General features: G+C 60.2%; 16 protein-coding genes. 8 read left to right on the top strand and 8 right to left on the bottom strand.

Annotated elements, in window-relative coordinates:
• Positions 1-100: 100 nt before the first annotated feature.
• Entirely contained in the window at positions 101-2,104 is a 2,004-nt protein-coding gene (locus ACTG3X_RS11860) for a hypothetical protein (protein WP_439111486.1), read from the top strand.
• Here the strand turns inward: ACTG3X_RS11860 and ACTG3X_RS11865 are convergent.
• Positions 2,091-2,816, bottom strand: a complete 726-nt coding sequence (locus ACTG3X_RS11865) for a metallophosphoesterase (RefSeq protein ID WP_439111487.1) — start codon at positions 2,814-2,816, stop codon at positions 2,091-2,093. The genes ACTG3X_RS11860 and ACTG3X_RS11865 overlap by 14 nt on opposite strands.
• Positions 2,817-2,920: 104 nt before the next feature.
• On the opposite strand from ACTG3X_RS11865, the gene ACTG3X_RS11870 reads away from it, so the two are divergent.
• Entirely contained in the window at positions 2,921-4,642 is a 1,722-nt protein-coding gene (locus tag ACTG3X_RS11870; protein WP_439111488.1) for a SulP family inorganic anion transporter, read from the top strand.
• A 182-nt stretch (positions 4,643-4,824) separates the two neighbouring features.
• Here ACTG3X_RS11870 and serA read toward each other — a convergent pair whose 3' ends face one another.
• Both serA and ACTG3X_RS11880 read right to left on the bottom strand, forming a co-directional pair.
• Positions 4,825-6,420, bottom strand: a complete 1,596-nt coding sequence (gene serA / locus ACTG3X_RS11875) for a phosphoglycerate dehydrogenase (protein WP_439111489.1) — start codon at positions 6,418-6,420, stop codon at positions 4,825-4,827.
• A gap of 63 nt (positions 6,421-6,483) precedes the next feature.
• Complete coding sequence (locus tag ACTG3X_RS11880) at positions 6,484-7,626, bottom strand: phosphoserine transaminase (protein WP_439111490.1); 1,143 nt, start codon at positions 7,624-7,626, stop codon at positions 6,484-6,486.
• A 154-nt stretch (positions 7,627-7,780) separates the two neighbouring features.
• On the opposite strand from ACTG3X_RS11880, the gene serB reads away from it, so the two are divergent.
• Positions 7,781-8,659, top strand: coding sequence for a phosphoserine phosphatase SerB (gene serB / locus ACTG3X_RS11885; protein ID WP_439111491.1), 879 nt, complete (start codon positions 7,781-7,783; stop codon positions 8,657-8,659).
• Between the two features lie 104 nt (positions 8,660-8,763).
• Positions 8,764-10,227, top strand: a complete 1,464-nt coding sequence (xylB, locus tag ACTG3X_RS11890) for a xylulokinase (protein ID WP_439111492.1) — start codon at positions 8,764-8,766, stop codon at positions 10,225-10,227.
• Positions 10,228-10,302: 75 nt separating this feature from the next.
• Here xylB and ACTG3X_RS11895 read toward each other — a convergent pair whose 3' ends face one another.
• A complete protein-coding gene (locus ACTG3X_RS11895) occupies positions 10,303-11,967 on the bottom strand; it encodes an ABC transporter substrate-binding protein (RefSeq protein ID WP_439111493.1) in 1,665 nt (554 codons plus the stop codon).
• 248 nt (positions 11,968-12,215) lie between these two features.
• Between ACTG3X_RS11895 and ACTG3X_RS11900 the strand changes: the two genes are divergently transcribed.
• Both ACTG3X_RS11900 and ACTG3X_RS11905 read left to right on the top strand, forming a co-directional pair.
• On the top strand, positions 12,216-12,788 hold the full coding sequence (locus ACTG3X_RS11900) for a nitroreductase family protein (RefSeq protein WP_439111494.1): 573 nt from the start codon (positions 12,216-12,218) through the stop codon (positions 12,786-12,788).
• A complete protein-coding gene (locus tag ACTG3X_RS11905; RefSeq protein ID WP_439111495.1) occupies positions 12,779-13,495 on the top strand; it encodes an EI24 domain-containing protein in 717 nt (238 codons plus the stop codon). The genes ACTG3X_RS11900 and ACTG3X_RS11905 overlap by 10 nt, the downstream gene beginning before the upstream one ends.
• Here ACTG3X_RS11905 and ACTG3X_RS11910 read toward each other — a convergent pair.
• Entirely contained in the window at positions 13,446-13,745 is a 300-nt protein-coding gene (locus ACTG3X_RS11910) for a DUF1467 family protein (protein ID WP_439111496.1), read from the bottom strand. The two genes, ACTG3X_RS11905 and ACTG3X_RS11910, sit on opposite strands and share 50 nt — an antisense overlap.
• Positions 13,746-13,790: 45 nt before the next feature.
• Positions 13,791-14,195 (bottom strand): methylmalonyl-CoA epimerase, encoded by a 405-nt coding sequence (mce, locus tag ACTG3X_RS11915; RefSeq protein ID WP_439111497.1) that lies wholly within the window; start codon positions 14,193-14,195, stop codon positions 13,791-13,793.
• Between the two features lie 169 nt (positions 14,196-14,364).
• On the opposite strand from mce, the gene ACTG3X_RS11920 reads away from it, so the two are divergent.
• Both ACTG3X_RS11920 and ACTG3X_RS11925 read left to right on the top strand, forming a co-directional pair.
• Positions 14,365-15,081 carry a response regulator gene (locus ACTG3X_RS11920; protein WP_439111498.1) on the top strand — a complete coding sequence of 239 codons (717 nt, stop codon included), beginning with the start codon at positions 14,365-14,367 and terminating at the stop codon, positions 15,079-15,081.
• A 109-nt stretch (positions 15,082-15,190) separates the two neighbouring features.
• Complete coding sequence (locus ACTG3X_RS11925) at positions 15,191-15,379, top strand: hypothetical protein (protein WP_439111499.1); 189 nt, start codon at positions 15,191-15,193, stop codon at positions 15,377-15,379.
• A gap of 15 nt (positions 15,380-15,394) precedes the next feature.
• On the opposite strand, the gene ACTG3X_RS11930 is transcribed toward ACTG3X_RS11925, so the two are convergent.
• Together ACTG3X_RS11930 and ACTG3X_RS11935 are read right to left on the bottom strand one after the other, a co-directional pair.
• The gene (locus ACTG3X_RS11930; protein WP_439111500.1) at positions 15,395-16,621 is read right to left on the bottom strand and encodes a DUF1501 domain-containing protein; all 1,227 of its coding nucleotides are present in this window, start codon (positions 16,619-16,621) and stop codon (positions 15,395-15,397) included.
• A 3-nt stretch (positions 16,622-16,624) separates the two neighbouring features.
• A complete protein-coding gene (locus tag ACTG3X_RS11935) occupies positions 16,625-18,007 on the bottom strand; it encodes a DUF1800 domain-containing protein (RefSeq protein ID WP_439111501.1) in 1,383 nt (460 codons plus the stop codon).
• Positions 18,008-18,168 lie beyond the last annotated feature (161 nt).

The raw sequence follows: 18,168 nt of genomic DNA on the forward strand, positions 1-18,168 counted from the left end.
TACAGCAGTATGGACAGACAGAGGGCAGCAGCACACAACCTTTTGTTGAATTCCCCGCCCAAGCCCGCATAGTAAACCGCGTATTGGTATCGAGAGTTTTATGAGTCAGAACACACCCGCCCGCAAACCCATCCGCACATGGAGCGATTGGGAAAAAGCAGTTAAGAAAAAACAGACCACAGCCGCAGAAAGGGCGCTGGTTGACGCCTGCCGCGCGGGCAGAGGATGCACCCTTGGCGACGGCACACGCCCCACCGCCCCCAGCGACGACCGAACAATCGGCGCAGACCTGCTGCGCTACCTGATTATGGGCGGCTGCGAGGGGTGTGACTTACACGAATGGGGTGTTGATCTTTACGGAGCCTACATCACCGGCGCGCTTGACTTGCGGATGGTCACAGCTGTCGGCGTGACAGGTTTAAACTTCTGTCACTTCACCCAAGGCATAGATGCCATGAACGCACGCTTTGAGGCTCTTGGCCTATCAGGTAGCTTACTACCCTCGCTCAACGCCCAAGGTGCAGAGGTGAAGGGCGGTGTATTTCTGAGAAACGGCTTTTCTGCCAAGGGAGAAGTAAGCTTTTCAGGCGCGCAGATCGGCGGGCAGTTTGAGTGCGACAACAGCACGTTTGAGAACGCAGAAGGCGACGCGCTCAACGCCCAAGGTGCTGAGGTGAAGGGCGATGTATTTTTAAGAAACGGCTTTTCTGCCAAGGGCAAGGTCAGCCTTGCAGGCGCGCAGATCGGCGGGCAGCTTTCCTGCAAGGGCGGCAGCTTTGAAAACGAAAAAGAAAAGGAAAAAGCGCTCAACGTACAAGGCGCAGAGGTGAAAGGCAGCGTCTTTCTGAGGGGCGGCTTCTCCGCCAAGGGGGAGGTCAGCCTCTCAAGCGCGCAGATCTGTGGGCAGCTTGACTGCACGGACGGCAGCTTTGAAAATGAAAATGGCCACGCGCTCAACGCCCAACGCGCTGAAGTGAAGGGCGATGTCTTCCTGAGAGGCGGGTTCACCGCCAAGGGAGAGGTCAGCCTTGCAGGCGCGCAGATCGGTGGGGAGCTTGAATGCATTGGCGGTAGCTTTGAAAACGAAAAGGAAAAAGCGCTCAACGCCCAAGGCGCTGAGGTGAAGGGAAGTGTCTTCCTGAGCGGCGGCTTCACCGCCAAGGGAGAGGTCAGCCTTTCAGGCGCGCAGATCAGCGGGCAGCTTTCCTGCACGGGCGGCAGCTTTGAAAGCGAAAAGGAAAAAGCGCTCAACGCTCAAGGCACCCAAATGTCCGCGTTTTATTGGCGCGACTTAAAGGCCGTGAGCGGCGAGATAAACCTAGCAGGAGCGCGAACTGGTGGTCTCTCCGACGACGCGGCCAGCTGGGACATGGCGAACCGCCTCTATCTTGACGGGTTCGAGTATAGCTCGATCCACGGCCCACTGGATGCGCCCATACGGCTTGCGTGGCTCGCGAAGGCTTGTGCCTATGACGGCAGCTTTAGCCCGCTCCCCTACCGTCAGCTTGCTGCCGTTTCATGGAATATGGGGCAATATGCGCTGCAACGGCAAATTCTCGTCGAGAAACAACGTAGAATATTTCAAACAAACAGACAAAAAACATGGCCACTTGGTCTCTCTTTTTACTGGCCGATCAACGCTATTATGCGGTTATGGCTATGGCTCTTGGATAGGTTATATGCCCTCATCGGATATGGATATAGGCCAGGGAATCTCGCCATTTTGCTTGTTCCACTTTTCACCGCAGGCGTTTATATTTTCCATGCCGCTTATGAAGCTGGAGATTTTGCACCCAACTCTGATGTGATCTTGTCTACGCCAGAGTGGAAGCAAGCAGCAGAAACTGAGAGCAACCCAGCCAAAGCTTGGTCAGCCAAAGGTGCTGCAGGTGCTGATTATGAAACTTTCAACCGCTACGCCTATGCGGCGGATATTGTTGTGCCGATCATCGCGCTTGGACAGGAAGAGGCATGGGCTCCCTCCACCACGCGGGGGCCGTGGGGCTGGTATGCATGGTGGTCACGGTGGGTTTTGAAAGGCATGGGCTGGATCGTCACAGCCCTCGGTGCGGCGGCGATCACGGGGATTATCAGGCGGGAGTGAGGGGCACGCGCCCGTCTTCTTCCAGTGTGAAGATCTCTGTGCCTTCGATCACCACGGTGGTGAGCGCGCGGCCGAAGCCTGCGCCGCTGTCGATGTTGACGCGGTTGCCCTTGTGCTCGGGCGCATCAACGGCGGTGTGGCCGTGGACGACCAGCTTCTCGAACGGGTCTTCATGGCTGAGGAAGGGGTCGCGGATCCAGATCAGATCCTCCTCGGATTGCCACGCCAGCGGCAGGCGCGGCTGGAGGCCTGCGTGCACAAAGAGGCATTCGGCCGCCTCATGATAGAGCGGCAGGCCCGCGAGGAAGCGCGCGTGCGCCTCAGGCACAGCGGCGCGGGCGGCGGCGTGCAGCCCGGCCTCGGGCAGGCCCGTGTCAACGCCGTAGGAGGCCAGCGTATCAAGCCCGCCGATGCGCGGATCAAGCCATGTGAGGCCCGGGCGCATCTTGGGGTGGGTGGTTGCGCCTGTGCGCAGGTAGGCCTCAAACAGGCGGTCATGGTTGCCCATGAGCACCGTCCAGTTGCGGCCCTCGCTCAGGCCTTGCAGAAAGGTCTCTATCACGGCGCGGCTGTTTGGCCCGCGATCGACCAGATCGCCGACAGACACCACGCGCGCCTCTGGGCCGCCGTCCAGCTCGATGAGCGTGAGCGCGTCGAGCAGAAGCTCGTGCTGGCCGTGGATGTCGCCGATGGCGTAAAGCGTCTCTGTCATAGGGTTTAGCTAAGGCTCCCTGCCGTTGATGGCAATGGCGGGGGCGGAATTGGCTTTACATATTCTGGTTACCGAATATATCAGGAACCGAAGAGGACGCGAATATGACACATCTGCCCAAGGCGCTGCGGCGCTACCTGCCTATTCTGACTTGGTCGCGCGACTATAACCGCGACACATTTGTGAGCGATGGGGTGGCGGCTGTTATCGTCACGATCATGTTGATCCCCCAGTCGCTGGCCTATGCGCTTCTGGCGGGTTTGCCGCCCGAAATGGGCCTGTATGCCTCGATCTTGCCGCTGGTGGCCTATGCCGTGTTTGGCACCAGCCGTGCGCTGGCCGTGGGGCCTGTGGCGGTTGTCTCGCTCATGACAGCGGCGGCTATTGGTAACCTCGGGCTGACAGACCCTGCCGCAATCGCGCTGGCGGCGGGCACGCTGGCGTTTATGTCAGGCGCGCTGCTGACGGTGATGGGTGTGCTCAGGCTCGGCTTTCTGGCCAACTTCCTCAGCCACCCCGTGATTGCAGGGTTTATCACGGCCTCAGGCCTGCTGATTGCCACGAGCCAGCTCAAACATATCTTTGGCGTTGAGGCCCATGGCCATAGCTTGCCCCAAATTCTGGGCTCTCTGATCAGCCATCTGGGGGCTGTAAACCTGCCCACGCTGGTGATTGGTGTCTTGGCCACGGGGTTTCTTTTCTGGGTGCGCAAAGGGCTGAAGCCCCTGCTTCTGCGCGCGGGCTTGCGCCCGCGTCTGGCCGACCTTGGCGCAAAAGCGGGGCCTGTCGCGGCTGTTGCGGTCACAACTCTCGCCGCTTGGGCGCTCGGGCTTGAAGAGGCGGGTGTGAGGATTGTGGGCGCTGTGCCACAGGGGCTGCCGCCGCTCACGCTGCCCTCCTTCAGCCCGTCGCTGTGGAGTGACCTCTTCGTTTCAGCCCTGCTGATTTCGGTGATCGGGTTTGTCGAGTCGGTCTCGGTGGCGCAGACTTTGGCCGCCAAAAAGCGCCAGAGGATCGAACCGGACCAGGAGCTGATCGGCCTTGGCACCTCCAATATCGCGGCGGCCATCTCGGGGGGCTACCCTGTGACAGGCGGCTTTGCGCGCTCTGTTGTAAACTTTGATGCCGGGGCCGAAACACCTGCGGCCGGGGCTTTCACCGCCATCGGAATTTTGCTGGCCGCGCTTTTGCTCACGCCGCTGCTCTATTTCCTGCCCAAAGCCACTTTGGCCGCGACCATCATTGTGGCTGTGCTCGGCCTTGTTGACCTTGGCATCCTGAAGCGGGCCTGGGGCTATTCCAAGGTTGATTTCGCCGCTGTCGCGACGACCATCGTGCTCACGCTCGGGCTGGGTGTGGAGATCGGCGTTTCGGCTGGCGTTCTCATCTCGATTGCGCTGCACCTCTATGCCACCTCGCGCCCCCATGTCGCGGAAGTGGGCCTTGTGCCAACCACCCAGCACTTTCGCAACATCCACCGCCACGCGGTGGAAACGCAGCCCCATCTTGTCACCCTTCGGGTCGATGAAAGCCTCTATTTTGCCAATGCGCGCTTTCTGGAAGACTATGTCAGCGCGCGGGTCGTGTGCGACGAGCCCTTGAGCGATGTGGTGCTGATGTTCTCGGCGGTGAACGAAGTGGACCTGTCGGCACTGGAAAGTCTTGAGGCGCTGAACCTTAAGCTTAAGGACATGAACATCAAACTGCACTTGAGCGAGGTGAAAGGCCCCGTGATGGACCGCCTTGAGCGCAGCCATTTTCTGGGGGCTCTGACGGGCAAGGTTTATCTGTCGCAATATGATGCGTGGATGGACCTCAAGGGCTAAGGTGGCTTCGAATTTGGCTGCGCCAAATCCGACCAGCTGGGGGACCAGTCCCCCAGACCTCAGGCAAAACTGGGGGACCAGTCCCCCAGACCCCCTGGGATATTTCGGGCAAAAAGAAAGACATGAAAAGGCCCGCGCAGATGGCGGGCCTTTTGCTTTTTCCAAAGGTTGGTCAAGTGCCGTTAGGCGACATCGAATTCGAGTGATTTCACCTGACCAAACATGCCCGTATCCTTGAGCTTTTGCAGCACGGTCTCATCTGGCTGTGCATCAAGATAGAGCAACGCGATGGCCTCGCCGCCTGCCGCGGCACGACCCAAGGTAAAGTTGGCGATGTTGACGCCGTTTTCGCCCATGGTCTGGCCCAATGTCCCGATGATGCCCGGCATATCGGAGTTGGTTGTGTAGAGCATGTGGCGGCCGACTTCGGCATCAATGTTGATACCTTTGATCTGGATGAAGCGCGGCTTGCCATCAGAGAAGACCGTGCCACCGATGGAGCGCTCGCGCTTGTCGGTCACAACGGTGACTTTGACATAGCCCTCAAACACGCCTGATTTATCCTGGCTTGTTGTCGAGATTTTCACGCCGCGCTCTTTGGCGATGACGGGCGCGGAGACCATGTTCACGTCAGGGTTCACTGTCTTCATGATACCGGCCACAACCGCGCAGTTGAGCGCTTCGAGGTTCATGCCCGAGGCCGCGCCATCATAGAGGATATTGATGGCTTTGATCGGCTCGTCTGTGAGCTGGCCGATGAAGTTGCCAAGGTGGCCCGACAGCGAGATCCAGGGCCCCATGACCTTGGCTTCTTCGGCTGTCACACTTGGCATGTTGAGCGCGTTTTCAACGGCGCCTGTGAGCAGGTAGTTTGACATCTGCTCGGCCACTTGCAGCGCAACATTTTCTTGCGCCTCTGTGGTGGCGGCACCAAGGTGTGGCGTGCAGACGACATTGGGCAGGCCAAAGAGCGGGTTCTCTGTGGCGGGTTCCTGGGAGAACACATCAAAGGCCGCGCCGGCAACATGGCCCGACTTGAGCGCATCGGCCAGTGCCTCTTCGTCAACCAAGCCGCCACGCGCGCAGTTGATGATGCGGACACCCTTCTTGGTTTTGGCGAGATTTTCACGGCTGAGGATGTTCTTTGTCGCCTCGGTAAACGGCACATGCAGTGTGATGAAATCAGCGCGCGCCAGAAGCTCGTCAAGCTCGACTTTCTCGACCTGCATCTTGGCCGCCTTCTCTTCGGACAAGAAGGGGTCATAGGCCACAACCTTCATCTTGAGGCCACGGGCGCGGTCACAAACAATCCCGCCAATGTTGCCTGCGCCGATGACGCCGAGGGTCTTGTTGGTGAGCTCAACGCCCATAAACTTCGACTTCTCCCATTTGCCTGCGTGGGTGCTGGTAGAGGCTTCAGGGATCTGGCGCGCGACAGCGAACATCATTGCGATGGCGTGCTCTGCCGTGGTGATCATGTTGCCGAAAGGCGTGTTCATAACAATGACGCCTTTCTTGGAGGCGGCGTCTTTGTCGATGTTGTCGGTGCCGATGCCCGCGCGGGCGATGACTTTGAGGTTGGTCGCATTGGCCAGAATTGTCGGCGTGACTTTGGTGGCCGAGCGGATGGCAAGGCCATCATACTCGCCGATCACGGCGGCCAGCGCGTCTTTGTCTTTGCCAAGCTCGGGGCGGAAATCCACCTCGATGCCACGGTCGCGGAAAATCTGGACAGCTGTTTCACTGAGTTTGTCAGAGACGAGAACTTTGGGAGCCATGGTGAGCATCCTTCATTTGAATATCACGGGAAGGAGGCGCGCAGCGTCTGCGCACCTCGGGAATTATGCGTTGATTTCGGCTTCAAAGGCCCAAGCGAGCCACGGCAGAAGCGCTGCGACGTCGGTTGTCTCAACCGTGCCACCGCACCAGATGCGCAGGCCAGCGGGCGCGTCGCGGTAGGCGCCGATGTCATAGGCGACATTCTCGGCTTCAAGGCGCTTGGCCACAGCTTTGGCAAACGCGGCGCCGTCGGTGATGCGCGGATCGGTGAACTTGAGACACACCGATGTGTTGGAGCGCGTCGCAGGGTCAGCCGCGAGGTTTGCGATCCAGTCGTTGGCATCACAGAAATCAAAGATCGCCTGTGCGTTGGCATCGGCCCGCGCGATGAGCCCTTTGAGCCCCCCCGCCGAACGCGCCCACTCGAGCGCCATCAGGTAATCTTCGACCGCCAGCATGGAGGGGGTGTTGATGGTCTCACCACGGAAGATGCCTTCGATCAGCTTGCCACCTTTGGTGAGGCGGAAGATCTTGGGCATCGGCCACGCGGGTGTGTAGCTTTCAAGGCGCTCCACAGCACGGGGTGACAGAATGATCATGCCATGCGCCGCTTCGCCGCCCAGAACCTTCTGCCAGGAGAATGTCGTGACATCGAGCTTGTCCCAAGGCAGCTCCATCGCAAAGGCTGCCGAGGTTGCATCGCAGATGGTGAGGCCAGCGCGCGTGTCGGGGATCATGTCACCATTGGTCACGCGCACACCAGAGGTGGTGCCATTCCATGTGAAGACAACATCGGTGTCATAATCCAGCGCCGCCATGTCGACGATCTCGCCGTAGTCGGCTGTCTTGACGGTGGCGTCGAGCTTGAGCTGCTTGACCACATCGGTGACCCAGCCCGCGCCGAAGCTTTCCCAAGCGACCATAGTGGCCGGGCGCGCGCCCAAAAGGCTCCACATGGCCATCTCGACAGCGCCTGTGTCAGACGCTGGGACGATACCGATGTGGTAATCAGCGGGCACACCAAGAAGCGCGCGTGTCTCTTCGATTGCGGCTTTCAGCTTGTCTTTGCCCACGGCGGCACGGTGGCTGCGGCCCAAGGGAGCGCCTTCAAGTGCCTGCAATGTGAATGAGGGGTATTTGGCACAGGGGCCAGAAGAAAAGCGCGGGTTGGCCGGGCGCGCTGCCGGTTTTGAAATATCAATCATGATACCCTTCCAGATATGAGCCCCTCGTTAGGGAGGGGTGTCCTGCCGCCCGAGCTAAAGCGTCCTGCCCTCTTTCACAAGCGCAGAAATGAGGCTATCACGCCGCTTAACCCGCAAAATGCGACATGAACGACTACGATCGGAAACTTTGCCTATGTATACCGTCACGCTGCTAACCTCTCCCAAAGCCCCCTGTCTTGAGCCGTCGCTTTTGGGGGCGCTGCAAACCGCTTGGGGCGGAGGCGATGCCCGCTGGCTGGCGCAAGGCGAGGCGGCCGAGTTCGAGGTTGGCCAGATCCCTGCAAACCAGTGGGATGTCTGGGCCGATGTGCAGAAGCTGGGCGTGGACCTTGTGGTGCAGCCAACAGACGGGCGCAAAAAGAAAATGTTGCTGGCCGATATGGACAGCACGATGATCGAGCAGGAATGCATCGACGAGCTGGCCGAAGAGGCGGGCGTGGGCGCTTATGTCAAAGACATCACCGCGCGCGCCATGAACGGCGAGCTTGATTTTGACGGTGCGCTCACCGAGCGGGTGGCGCTTCTCAAGGGGTTGGATGAAACCGTCATTGCCAAGGTGCTGGCCGAGCGGATCAGCCTGATGTCGGGTGGCCCTGCCCTGCTCGCCACGATGAAAGCCAATGGCGCTTATGCGGCGCTTGTCTCGGGTGGGTTCACGGCCTTCACAGCGGCCATTGCCGCCAAACTCGGCTTTGACGAAAACCGCGCCAACACGCTTTTGGCCGAAGGTGGCCAGCTGACAGGCGCGGTCAAGCTCCCCATCCTCGGGCGCGAAGCCAAGGTGCAGGCGCTGCACGAAATCACCGCCAAGCTCGGGCTGACAGCTGCCGATGTTCTGGCTGTGGGCGATGGTGCCAATGACCTCGGGATGCTGACACTTGCCGGCAGCGGCGTGGCGCTCCACGCCAAGCCAAGCGTGGCCGCAGAATGCAACATCCGCATCAACCACGGTGATCTGACAGCGCTGCTCTATGTGCAAGGCTACGCGCGCGACGACTTCGCAGGCGCGTAATCCCGCCGCGACAGCGCCCTGCGGGCTGTGCTACAGTCGCTATACGACGACACTGCAGAGCGCCCCTTGCGGCTTGGCTCTGCCACCACAGATGAGGCCAGGCCATGTATCTCGGAATTGACTTAGGCACCTCCGGGGTGAAGCTCTTGTTGGTGGATGACGCGCAGCGCGTGGTCGGCTCTGCGGCTGCGCCCCTGACCGTACAGCGCCCGCAAACGGGCTGGGCCGAGCAAGACCCTGTCGACTGGCTTCACGCCACCACAGTGGCAATGAACGATCTGCGCAGCCGCGTCCCGAGCGCTGTCTCTGCCGTGCGCGGCATCGGGCTGTCGGGGCAGATGCACGGCGCAACGCTGCTGGACGCAAACGACACGGTCTTGCGCCCCGCTATTCTTTGGAACGACACCCGCAGCCATGCGGAAGCCGCCACACTGGACGCCACACCCGCGTTTCGCGCGATCAGTGGCAACATTGTCTTCCCGGGCTTTACCGCGCCAAAGCTGGCTTGGGTGCAAAAGCACGAACCCGCGGTTTTTGCCAAACTCGCAAAAGTCTTGCTGCCCAAAGACTACCTGCGCCTTTGGCTCACCGGCGAATACGCCTCGGAGATGTCTGACGCCTCTGGCACAAGCTGGCTTGATGTGGCCGCGCGCGCTTGGTCACCCGAGTTGCTGGAGGCCACAGGGCTGACCCCTGCTCAGATGCCCCGCCTTGTCGAAGGCTCCCACGCCTCGGGCCAGCTGCGCAGCGAGCTTGCCAGCGCTTGGGGCATGGGCCGCGTGGTTGTCGCTGGTGGCGCGGGTGACAACGCCGCCACAGCGATTGGCCTTGGCACAACAACACAAGGCACCGCCTTTGTCTCGCTTGGCACATCGGGTGTTTTGTTTGCCGCAACCCCCGCCTATCAGCCAAAGGCTGACAGCGCGGTTCATACGTTTTGCCACGCCGTGCCCGAGATATGGCACCAGATGGGAGTGGCACTCAGTGCAACCGACTCTCTGAACTGGTGGGGCAAGGTCTGCGAGATGGCACCAAGCGCCCTCACGCAAGAGCTGGGCGCAACATTTGCCCCGCAACAACCGCTGACATTTCTGCCCTACCTCTCGGGCGAGCGCACACCGCACAATGACCCTCGCGTGCGCGGCAGCTTTGTCGGGCTCGACCATACCCACGGCCGCACACACATGACACAGGCCGTGCTTGAGGGAGTGGCCTACGCAAGCCGTGACAACCTTGAGGCGCTCACATCCACAGGCACCGGAATTGACCGTGTCATGGCCGTTGGCGGCGGAACCGCCTCGCCTCTGTGGTTGCAAATATTGGCCAATGCCCTTGGCATCCCTGTCGATCTGCCCGCCGATGGCGACTTCGGCGCAGCCTTTGGCGCAGCGCGTCTGGGGCGTTTGGCCGAAACAGGCGAGCGCGTTGCCGCAGTTTGCACACCCCCTGCCGTGGCACGCAGCTTTGAGCCAGACCCGGCGCACCGCGCCTATTTTGCTCAGGGCTACGCGACCTTTCGCGCCCTCTACCCTGCGCTCACCCGCGCTATGGCCGCAAGCGCCACGTGAGCGGCCACAGAGACCTGCACACATAAAAAAGGGGCGGCACTTGGCCGCCCCGTCTTCGTCATGTTGTCAGAAAGCTTAGGCTTTCCAGGACAGTTTCGCTGGATCAATCTCAAAGCCGATGTGGTGTGCACCGCCCATAAGGTTGTCTTTTGTGTGGTTGTAGAGCGAACGCCAGTAAGGCTGGATCGTGACAGCGTCATCTTGCAGAATACGCTCGCCTTTTTCCATAAGCGCTTTACGCTTTTCAACGTCGGGTGTGGCGAGTGCTTGCGTGAGCAGCTCGTCAAACTCTGCACTGGCATAACCAAACTCGTTCCACGCCTCACCCGAACGATAGGCAAGCGCCCAGATCTGCACGCCAAGCGGGCGGGCGTTCCAGTTGGTCGAGCTGAACGGGTATTTCACCCAGTCGTTCCAGAACGTCGAGCCTGGCAGAACAGTGCGCTTCACGTTGAAGCCCGCGTCGCGCAGCTGGGCTGCGACGGCATCGGTTGTGTTCTTGCGCCAAGCATCGTCAATCGAGAGGATTTCCATCTCGAAGTCACCCATGCCAGCTTCGTCCAGAAGCGCTTTGGCCGCAGCAGGGTCATACTTCGGCATGCCGATATCGACATACTCGGGGTGCGCAGGCGCAACGTGGTGGTTGGCCGCTACAACGCCACGGTTTTCGTACCCAAGCTCAAGCAGAACGTTGTTATCAATCGCCATAGCGATCGCCTGACGGACTTTCTTGTCAGCATAAGGCTTCTTGCCATCAACTTCGGCAAGCTGGTTGGGGCGGATCACGATTGTCGCCGAGGTGACAACTTCGTGCTGCGTCCAGCCATCCATGGTGCCCAGAATGTCGATAAAGTCGCCATCGACAGAGTACATCATGTCAACTTCATCAGCCTCAGCCGCAGCAACCCACGCAGACGGGTCTGTACCATAGTCGATATATTCGACACGATCAGCCCATGCGCCATTGCCTTTGTTCCACCAGTGGCCATCGTTCTTCACCAGAACGCCCTTTACGCCCACTTCGAGGCTCTCGGGCAGGTACGGGCCTGTGCCGATCGCATTGGAGACCATGTCTTCTGCGTTGTTATCTTTGTGATAAACAGCCGCAGGATAGTCGGCCATACCCGCAATAATCGAGATATCAGGCGCTGGCAGGTTGAGCTTCACTGTGTGGCTATCAACGATCTCGATAGCGCCTTCGATGGCTTTGCCTGAGGCTTCGTCAATCAGCGTTGCCATACGGCCTGCCATAGAGTTGCCTTCAAACGCCTTGTCGCACCAGTCGTTGATCACGCGCGCCACATCTTCTGATGTGAAGTCGTCGCCGTTGTTCCACTTTACGCCTTTGCGCAGGTTGAGCGTGTAGGTTTTTGCATCGTCGCTCACGTCCCAGCTTTCCAGCAGGTAGGGTGAGAACGAGCCGTCATTGTTCCATTTGACCAGATATTCCAGCCAACCGCGCGAGAAGTTCGCGATCTGTGACCAGTCATATGTGCGCGGGTCTTTGAGCGCGCGGACTTCCTGCTGGATACGCACCGTGCCACCCATCTTGGCGCCGTGGCCATCCGCGTGGGCAGGTGCCGCCATGCCGAGCATGCCGTAAGCGGTTGCCGCAGTCGCACCAAAGGTGCTGGCCATAGCGATAAATTCGCGGCGGCTCACTTCGTCCGTTCCGACCTTGCTGGCCTGGTCAGTAATAACCTTGGACATGGGTTTGCCGGTGCGTGTGAAAAACTTCATATTTTCCTCCCTAAGAGAGCGTTATCGCTCTTCATTGCATTTGAGCCGCTGGCGCGACTTTAGGCTGAATGCATGTGCAATCGAGTGACAGCCTAAGGAGCGAATCATGCGCTAGCAACCCTTGCTAGGTCACAAACCGCTTACAATACGTCGCTTTTGGGCTGCATCAGGCGGGAAATAGCCATGCTCCCTTGACCTTTGAGAGCCGAAACATGACATGAGAAATAATCCAGAAAGAGGAACTCCCCATGCCCGAGGCCAACGCAGCTGCGCTTGATTTTCTGAAAACCCGCCGCTCGCGGCCCGCCAAAACGCTCACAGCCCCCGCGCCAGAGCGTGCCGAGCTGGAAGCGCTTTTGACACTTGCCGCGCGCACGCCAGACCACGGCAAGCTGGAGCCTTGGCGCTTTATCGTAATCGAGGGCGACGCCATGGCAAAGCTCGCCGATGCCGCCGAAACCACGGCCAAAGCGCTCGGGTTTGACGAGGAGAAGACCGCCAAGGCGCGCAGCCAGTTTGACCAGGGCATCTGCGCCGTTGCCGTTGTGGAAAGCCCCGTGATGTCAGACAAGATCCCCGCCATCGAGCAGACCTATTCTGCGGGTGCGGTCTGTCTTGCACTGGTCAACGCGGCCCTCGCCGCAGGCTGGGGCGCCAACTGGCTCTCCGGGGCAATCAGCCACGAACGCCAGTTTGCCGAACACGCCCTTGGCCTCACCCCGCATGAGCGTATCGCCGGCCTTATCCACATCGCCACCGAAACCGCCACACCACCCGACCGCCCCCGCCCTGATGTAAAAGCCAAGACAACATGGCTCTAGGGCTGATCTTTTCGTCTTTCTCAAAAGCGCTCGGGCAAATGGGTGACAGGCGCTTTTTGCGCGTGTTGCTCATTGGCGTTGCGCTCACGCTGGCGCTTCTGGTGGCAGCCTATGCGGGGCTATTGTGGCTCGTGGGGGTCTTCATCGGCCCTGAGGTCTACATTCCGTTTCTGGGCGAAGTGCGCTGGCTTGATGACCTGCTGTCAGGCGCATCCCTTTTCTTGATGCTGGTGCTCTCGATCTTCCTGATGGTGCCTGTGGCCTCGGCCATCACCTCGATGTTTCTGGAGGATGTCGCCAATGCCGTTGAAGCCAAGCACTACCCAGAGCTGCCGCAAGCAACCCCTGTCAGCTTTGCCCAAGGGCTGCGCGACACGCTCAACTTTATGGGAGTGCTGATCGGTGCCAATAGTCTGGCGCTGGTGCTTTACGTTGTCTTTGCACCCTTTGCGCTTTTGATCTTCTGGGCGCTCAACGGGTTTTTGCTGGGGCGCGAATATTTCACACTCGCGGCCACCCGCCGCCTTGGGCCGACTGAGGCCAAACGCCTGCGCAGCCGCCACTTTCTCACAATCTGGGCCGCAGGCATCCTCATGGCTGCGCCCCTGAGCGTCCCGCTGATAAACCTGTTTATCCCGATATTAGGCGCAGCAACCTTTACCCATCTGTTCCATCAGGTTCAGACACGGCAGGGGCCATCCGGTTAAACATATCAATGTCACGAATGGTGATGGAACCCGAGGTGACAACATAGAAGATAATGCCCCAGATCACCGCGGCAATTGCGGTTGTGATCTTGGCCTTTTTCTTCAGCCCGTGCTCCGCCATAGCGCCTGATTGCGTGCCGGGAAAGATATCTCCCACATCCCCTTGAGTCTTCAGACCAAAAGGAATGATAGTGAGAAACGTGACAAACCACAAAACAGCGTACAGCACGATAGCAGAGGTGATACCCATAACGGATGTCCTTATGAAAGGTTGCTTGGCTTAGGTAGGCTCGTGTCAGACTTGTTCAAGCTCGACAAGGCATCCATTGAAATCTTTGGGGTGCAAGAAGAGAACAGGCTTGCCATGTGCGCCAATCTTCGGCTCGCCCGTGCCCAGCACCCGCGCGCCCGTTGACTTCAGATGATCGCGCGCCGCGATGATATCATCAACTTCATAGCAGACATGGTGAATGCCGCCTGAGGGGTTCTTCTCCAGAAAGCCGTTGATGGGACTGTCTTCGCCGAGCGGGTAGAGCAGCTCGATCTTGGTGTTGGGCAGCTCGATAAAGACAACCGTCACACCGTGGTCAGGCTCGTCTTGCGGCGCGCCGACTTTTGCGCCCAGCGCCGTGGCGTATTGAGCCGAGGCTGCCTCCAGATCTGGCACAGCAATAGCAACATGGTTCAAACGTCCGATCATCTTCTTCTCCTGGTCTCTTTTGCCCACACTATTGCCCGCGCGCGGGCTTGGGGCAAGTCACGAGAAGGTCGCAGGCCCATCCGAGAGCCGCAGGGTTAACCAACTATTAGGTCTGTCAGATTAAATTTAGATTCGAACCATTTATTCTGCTGCAAAAGGAGCTGCCCCGATGGAAGACTTTGACGCGCTGTCCAGCATACCGTCCCCCACAGCCGCACGCCCGCTCTTGGGCCTGACGGTGCTTGTGGTGGAAGATAGCCGATATGCCTGTGAAGCGCTGCGCTTGCTGTGCCTGCGCAGTGGCGCGCGCATCCGTCGGGCCGACTGTATCGCCTCGGCCAAGCGTCACCTGCAAGTCTACCGCCCCTCGGTGATTCTGGTTGATATCGGCCTGCCCGACGGCTCGGGCACCGATCTGATTGCAGAGCTGACCACCACCTCCCCCCGCATCGACATTATCTTTGGCATGTCGGGCGACGATATCGTCTATGACGATGTCATGGCCGCAGGGGCCGATGGCTTTTTTGCCAAACCCGTCGAAAGCATCGCACAGTTCCAAGAAGCGATTCTTGCCTTGTTGCCCAACGACCGGCGCCCCAACGGACCGCGTATGCTCAAAGACGATGTCGTGACCCCTGATCGCCTCGCCTATAACGACGATCTCGCCCATGTTGCGAGCCTCATCAACGAAGACTACGACGAAGGCCAGGTTGGCTATGTCGCCCAGTTTTTGACAGGCGTTGCCAAAAGCGCGCGCGATGATGTGCTGGTGCGTGCCGCGCAAGAGCTGGCCACGGCCCACGCCACGCGCCAACCCACGCATCAGCCCGTCGCCGCACTCGCAGGGCTTGTCCAGCAACGGCTCGACCGCTCTCTCGCCATCTAGAAACACATCCATCAAAAAGAACGACAAAGGCCTCAGAGGCGGCCAAAAGCCGCCACAATCTACCTGCATATTGGCAAGAACAGCAGGAATCCCTGCACGGAGGTCTAAAATGGAACGGTTCTTTAAGAAGTTTGTCAGCGAAGAAAAAGGCGCCATCACAGTAGATTGGGTCGTTCTGGTTGCGGGCGTCTTGTCGCTCTGCGCCGCCATCATTGGCAGCGTGCAAACAGGCACAAGCGAGCTCACCCAAGGCACGGGCGAATACCTTGAAAGCTATGAGCCGTTTGACGGCGCATAAAGCCCCAAACGGGCGTTAGCCCGTCAGCTTGGGATCAGACCCCATATCAAGACCGGGGAACACCGTACGCTCGATAAAGTCGGTGTCATACCCAAACAAATCCCGCATCAGCCAGCCCGAATAGGCGCGCACATCGCGGGTCGGCATCAGGTCACGCCGCTGGTACAGGTCAGCCTCCGCCAGCCCGGGCCAAGACGACCACACGCGCCCGCCGCGCAACGCGCCCCCTGCCATCACCATCAAACCACCTGTGCCATGATCAGAGCCGCCATTGCCATTGAGCCGCGCCGTGCGGCCAAACTCTGTCATAGCCACCACAGCCGTCTTCCCCCAGACATCTGCGCCCACGCCGCTCTGCAAGCTCAGGATCACCTCGGCCAAGCGGCTCAAAGGCCGCTCCAGTGTGCGCGACTGGTTGGCGTGGGTGTCCCAGCCATTGAGCGAAAACGCAGCAATCCGCGAGCTGCCCTTGAGCTTTTCGGCGGCAAATTCGGCGATCTGCACATGCCCCCCGCCCTTGGCAGCGGCCTGTGCCGCGTCGGTCATGCTGGTCATGGCCATATCGCCCGTCTCGTCAGCCATCGCCTCGCCCATGCTCTCCCCTGACAGCGCGACCGCCTCGCCAAACGCCGCCTCAAACAGCGGGTCGCCGTCCATGAGCATCTCGGCCAGCCGCAAGCCCTGCGGCGTCAGCCCGTATAGCCCCGCATCAGGCGACCAGTTGGCCACGGGCGCGGCCCCCTTCATCAATAGCATATCGCCACGGCCGACAGCGTAAGCCGTTTCGCTCTCAAGGCCTGCATAGCTTTGCAGCATGCGGTTGAGCCACCCGTCGCGCATATTGCCGTTGAGGTCTGCGCCCCCAGCTTCCAGCAAATCCTGCCCGTCAAAATGGCTGCGCTTGTCGCGATAGGGCGTAGACACCGCATGGGCAAAGCCCAGCTCGCCAGCCCGCCACAGCGGCTTGAGGCCCACAAGCGCAGGGTGGAGCGCGAAGAAGCCGTCCAAATCCTGCGCCTCATCGGGCCGAGCCTGCTCCGCACGCCCCCTGAGCGCCTTGAAGGCCGCATCCCCGTAGGGGCGCAGCGCGTCAAGCCCGTCCATCCCGCCCCGCAGGATGATGACAACAAGGCGGTTCTCGCCCGTGCCACTGGCAAAGCTCACTGGCGTCAGAAACGGGCTCGCCGCCGCGGTGCAGCCAAGCCCTGTGAGAAAGCTGCGTCTATGAAGGTTTAGAACCATCGCTTACATCCTTTGAAACGCAGGCGAGGCCAGAATAAGCCCCACACCTGTGCGCCTGTCTTCTGCGGCATTGGCCGCAAAAACGAGCGCCTCCGGGGCCCGGTTGCCCAGCGCATCTGTCACCAAAGCGCGCGGGTCAGGCAGATCGCCAAAGCCCTGCGGCGCGTTCATCGCCCAATCCACCCGCGCCGCAAAGCGCTGCGGCGTGATCCACTCTGCGTCTTGCTCGGCCCAGCCATCAGGCCCCAGCGGCTCTTCCCATGTCTGGCCCATCAGCCGCAGCGGAATGGCAAAACGGCTGCGCACCTGCCGCCAGTCGTTCATCACCGCCAGCTCTTTGGGCACATCCAAAGCCCGCAAGGCCGAGCCGATAAAGTCGATCGGCTGCTTCACGTTGAGAAACTCGGGTGCCCAAGCCGCTGGATGCTCAAGCATCGCGCGGGTCATTTCGCCCAGATGGCCGCCCGTATCGCGGTAGCGCGCCTCCATGGCTGCAACGAGCGCCGGGTCGGGTGTGTCTGAAATAAAGTGCACCGCCATCTTGCGCGCCAGATGCCGCGCCGTAGCAGGGTGCTGCGCAAGGTCCGCCAGCGCGGCATGCACATCAGCCAGCGTGGCCGCGCCACTGCCGCCATAAGACTTGCCCAAAACCGTCTCGGCCCCCGGCTCGGCGTAGTCGGCGCGAAAGCCGAAAACGCCCTGCTGGTCATAGGTCAGCCCTGTGAGAAGCTCGGCCAGCTCGGTCACATCCTGCTGGCTATAGGCCGCCTCAACCCCCAGCGTGTGCAGCTCCAGAAGCTCGCGCGCGAGGTTTTCATTGAGACCCGAGGACTTTTTGGCGCGCAGCCCTTCGGGGCTGTTGGGGCCTGTTGAGGTCTTTTGGTCAAGATACTGCAAAAATGCGGGCTGCGCTGTGACGGCCTTGAGCATATCGGCGAAATACCCTGCGACATGGGGCCGGATCGCGCTCTCGACATAGGGTGAAGTGGCGCGGCGCATGATCGAGACCTTGCCGCGCGCGGTGAAGTGATCACCCCAGAAAAACGCCAGCCGCTCGCGCAGCCCGTCTTGCGTATGGGCGCGCCGCCGCAGCGCCTGCCAAAGCCAGACTTGCTGGGCCTTGCGCGCCTGACGCTTCTGACCGCTGATCTTGCGCGTGGCATCATCGGCCAGCTCTGTGCCACGGTTGGAGCGGCGGACCTTCCAAAGCGCCGTCACCCGCGCAATCCGCGCCGCAAAGATATCAAACGACTCTATCTTGAAGCGCTTGGCCATCGCATCCTCGCCCGCCAGACGACGCATCATATCGTCCACATCACGCGGGCCACGCAAACGCGGCGACAGACCAGTTCCAAAGCGGATTTCGGCGATTTCACGGGTAAACAAAACAGATACAGCTCCAAACTCGGGGCCAGACTAACACAGTGGAAAAACCGCGCGAGCTTTTCATGGCGCAGAGTTAAGCCATCGGCGGAGGCGCGCTTGAGGGTGTCGAATTGCGCTGCGCGCAATCCGACCGCCCGGGGGGGGACCAGTCCCCCCAGACC

The sequence above is a fragment of the Lentibacter sp. genome (genome assembly GCF_965658795.1).
In the GTDB taxonomy this organism is placed as follows: Bacteria; Pseudomonadota; Alphaproteobacteria; order Rhodobacterales; family Rhodobacteraceae; genus Lentibacter.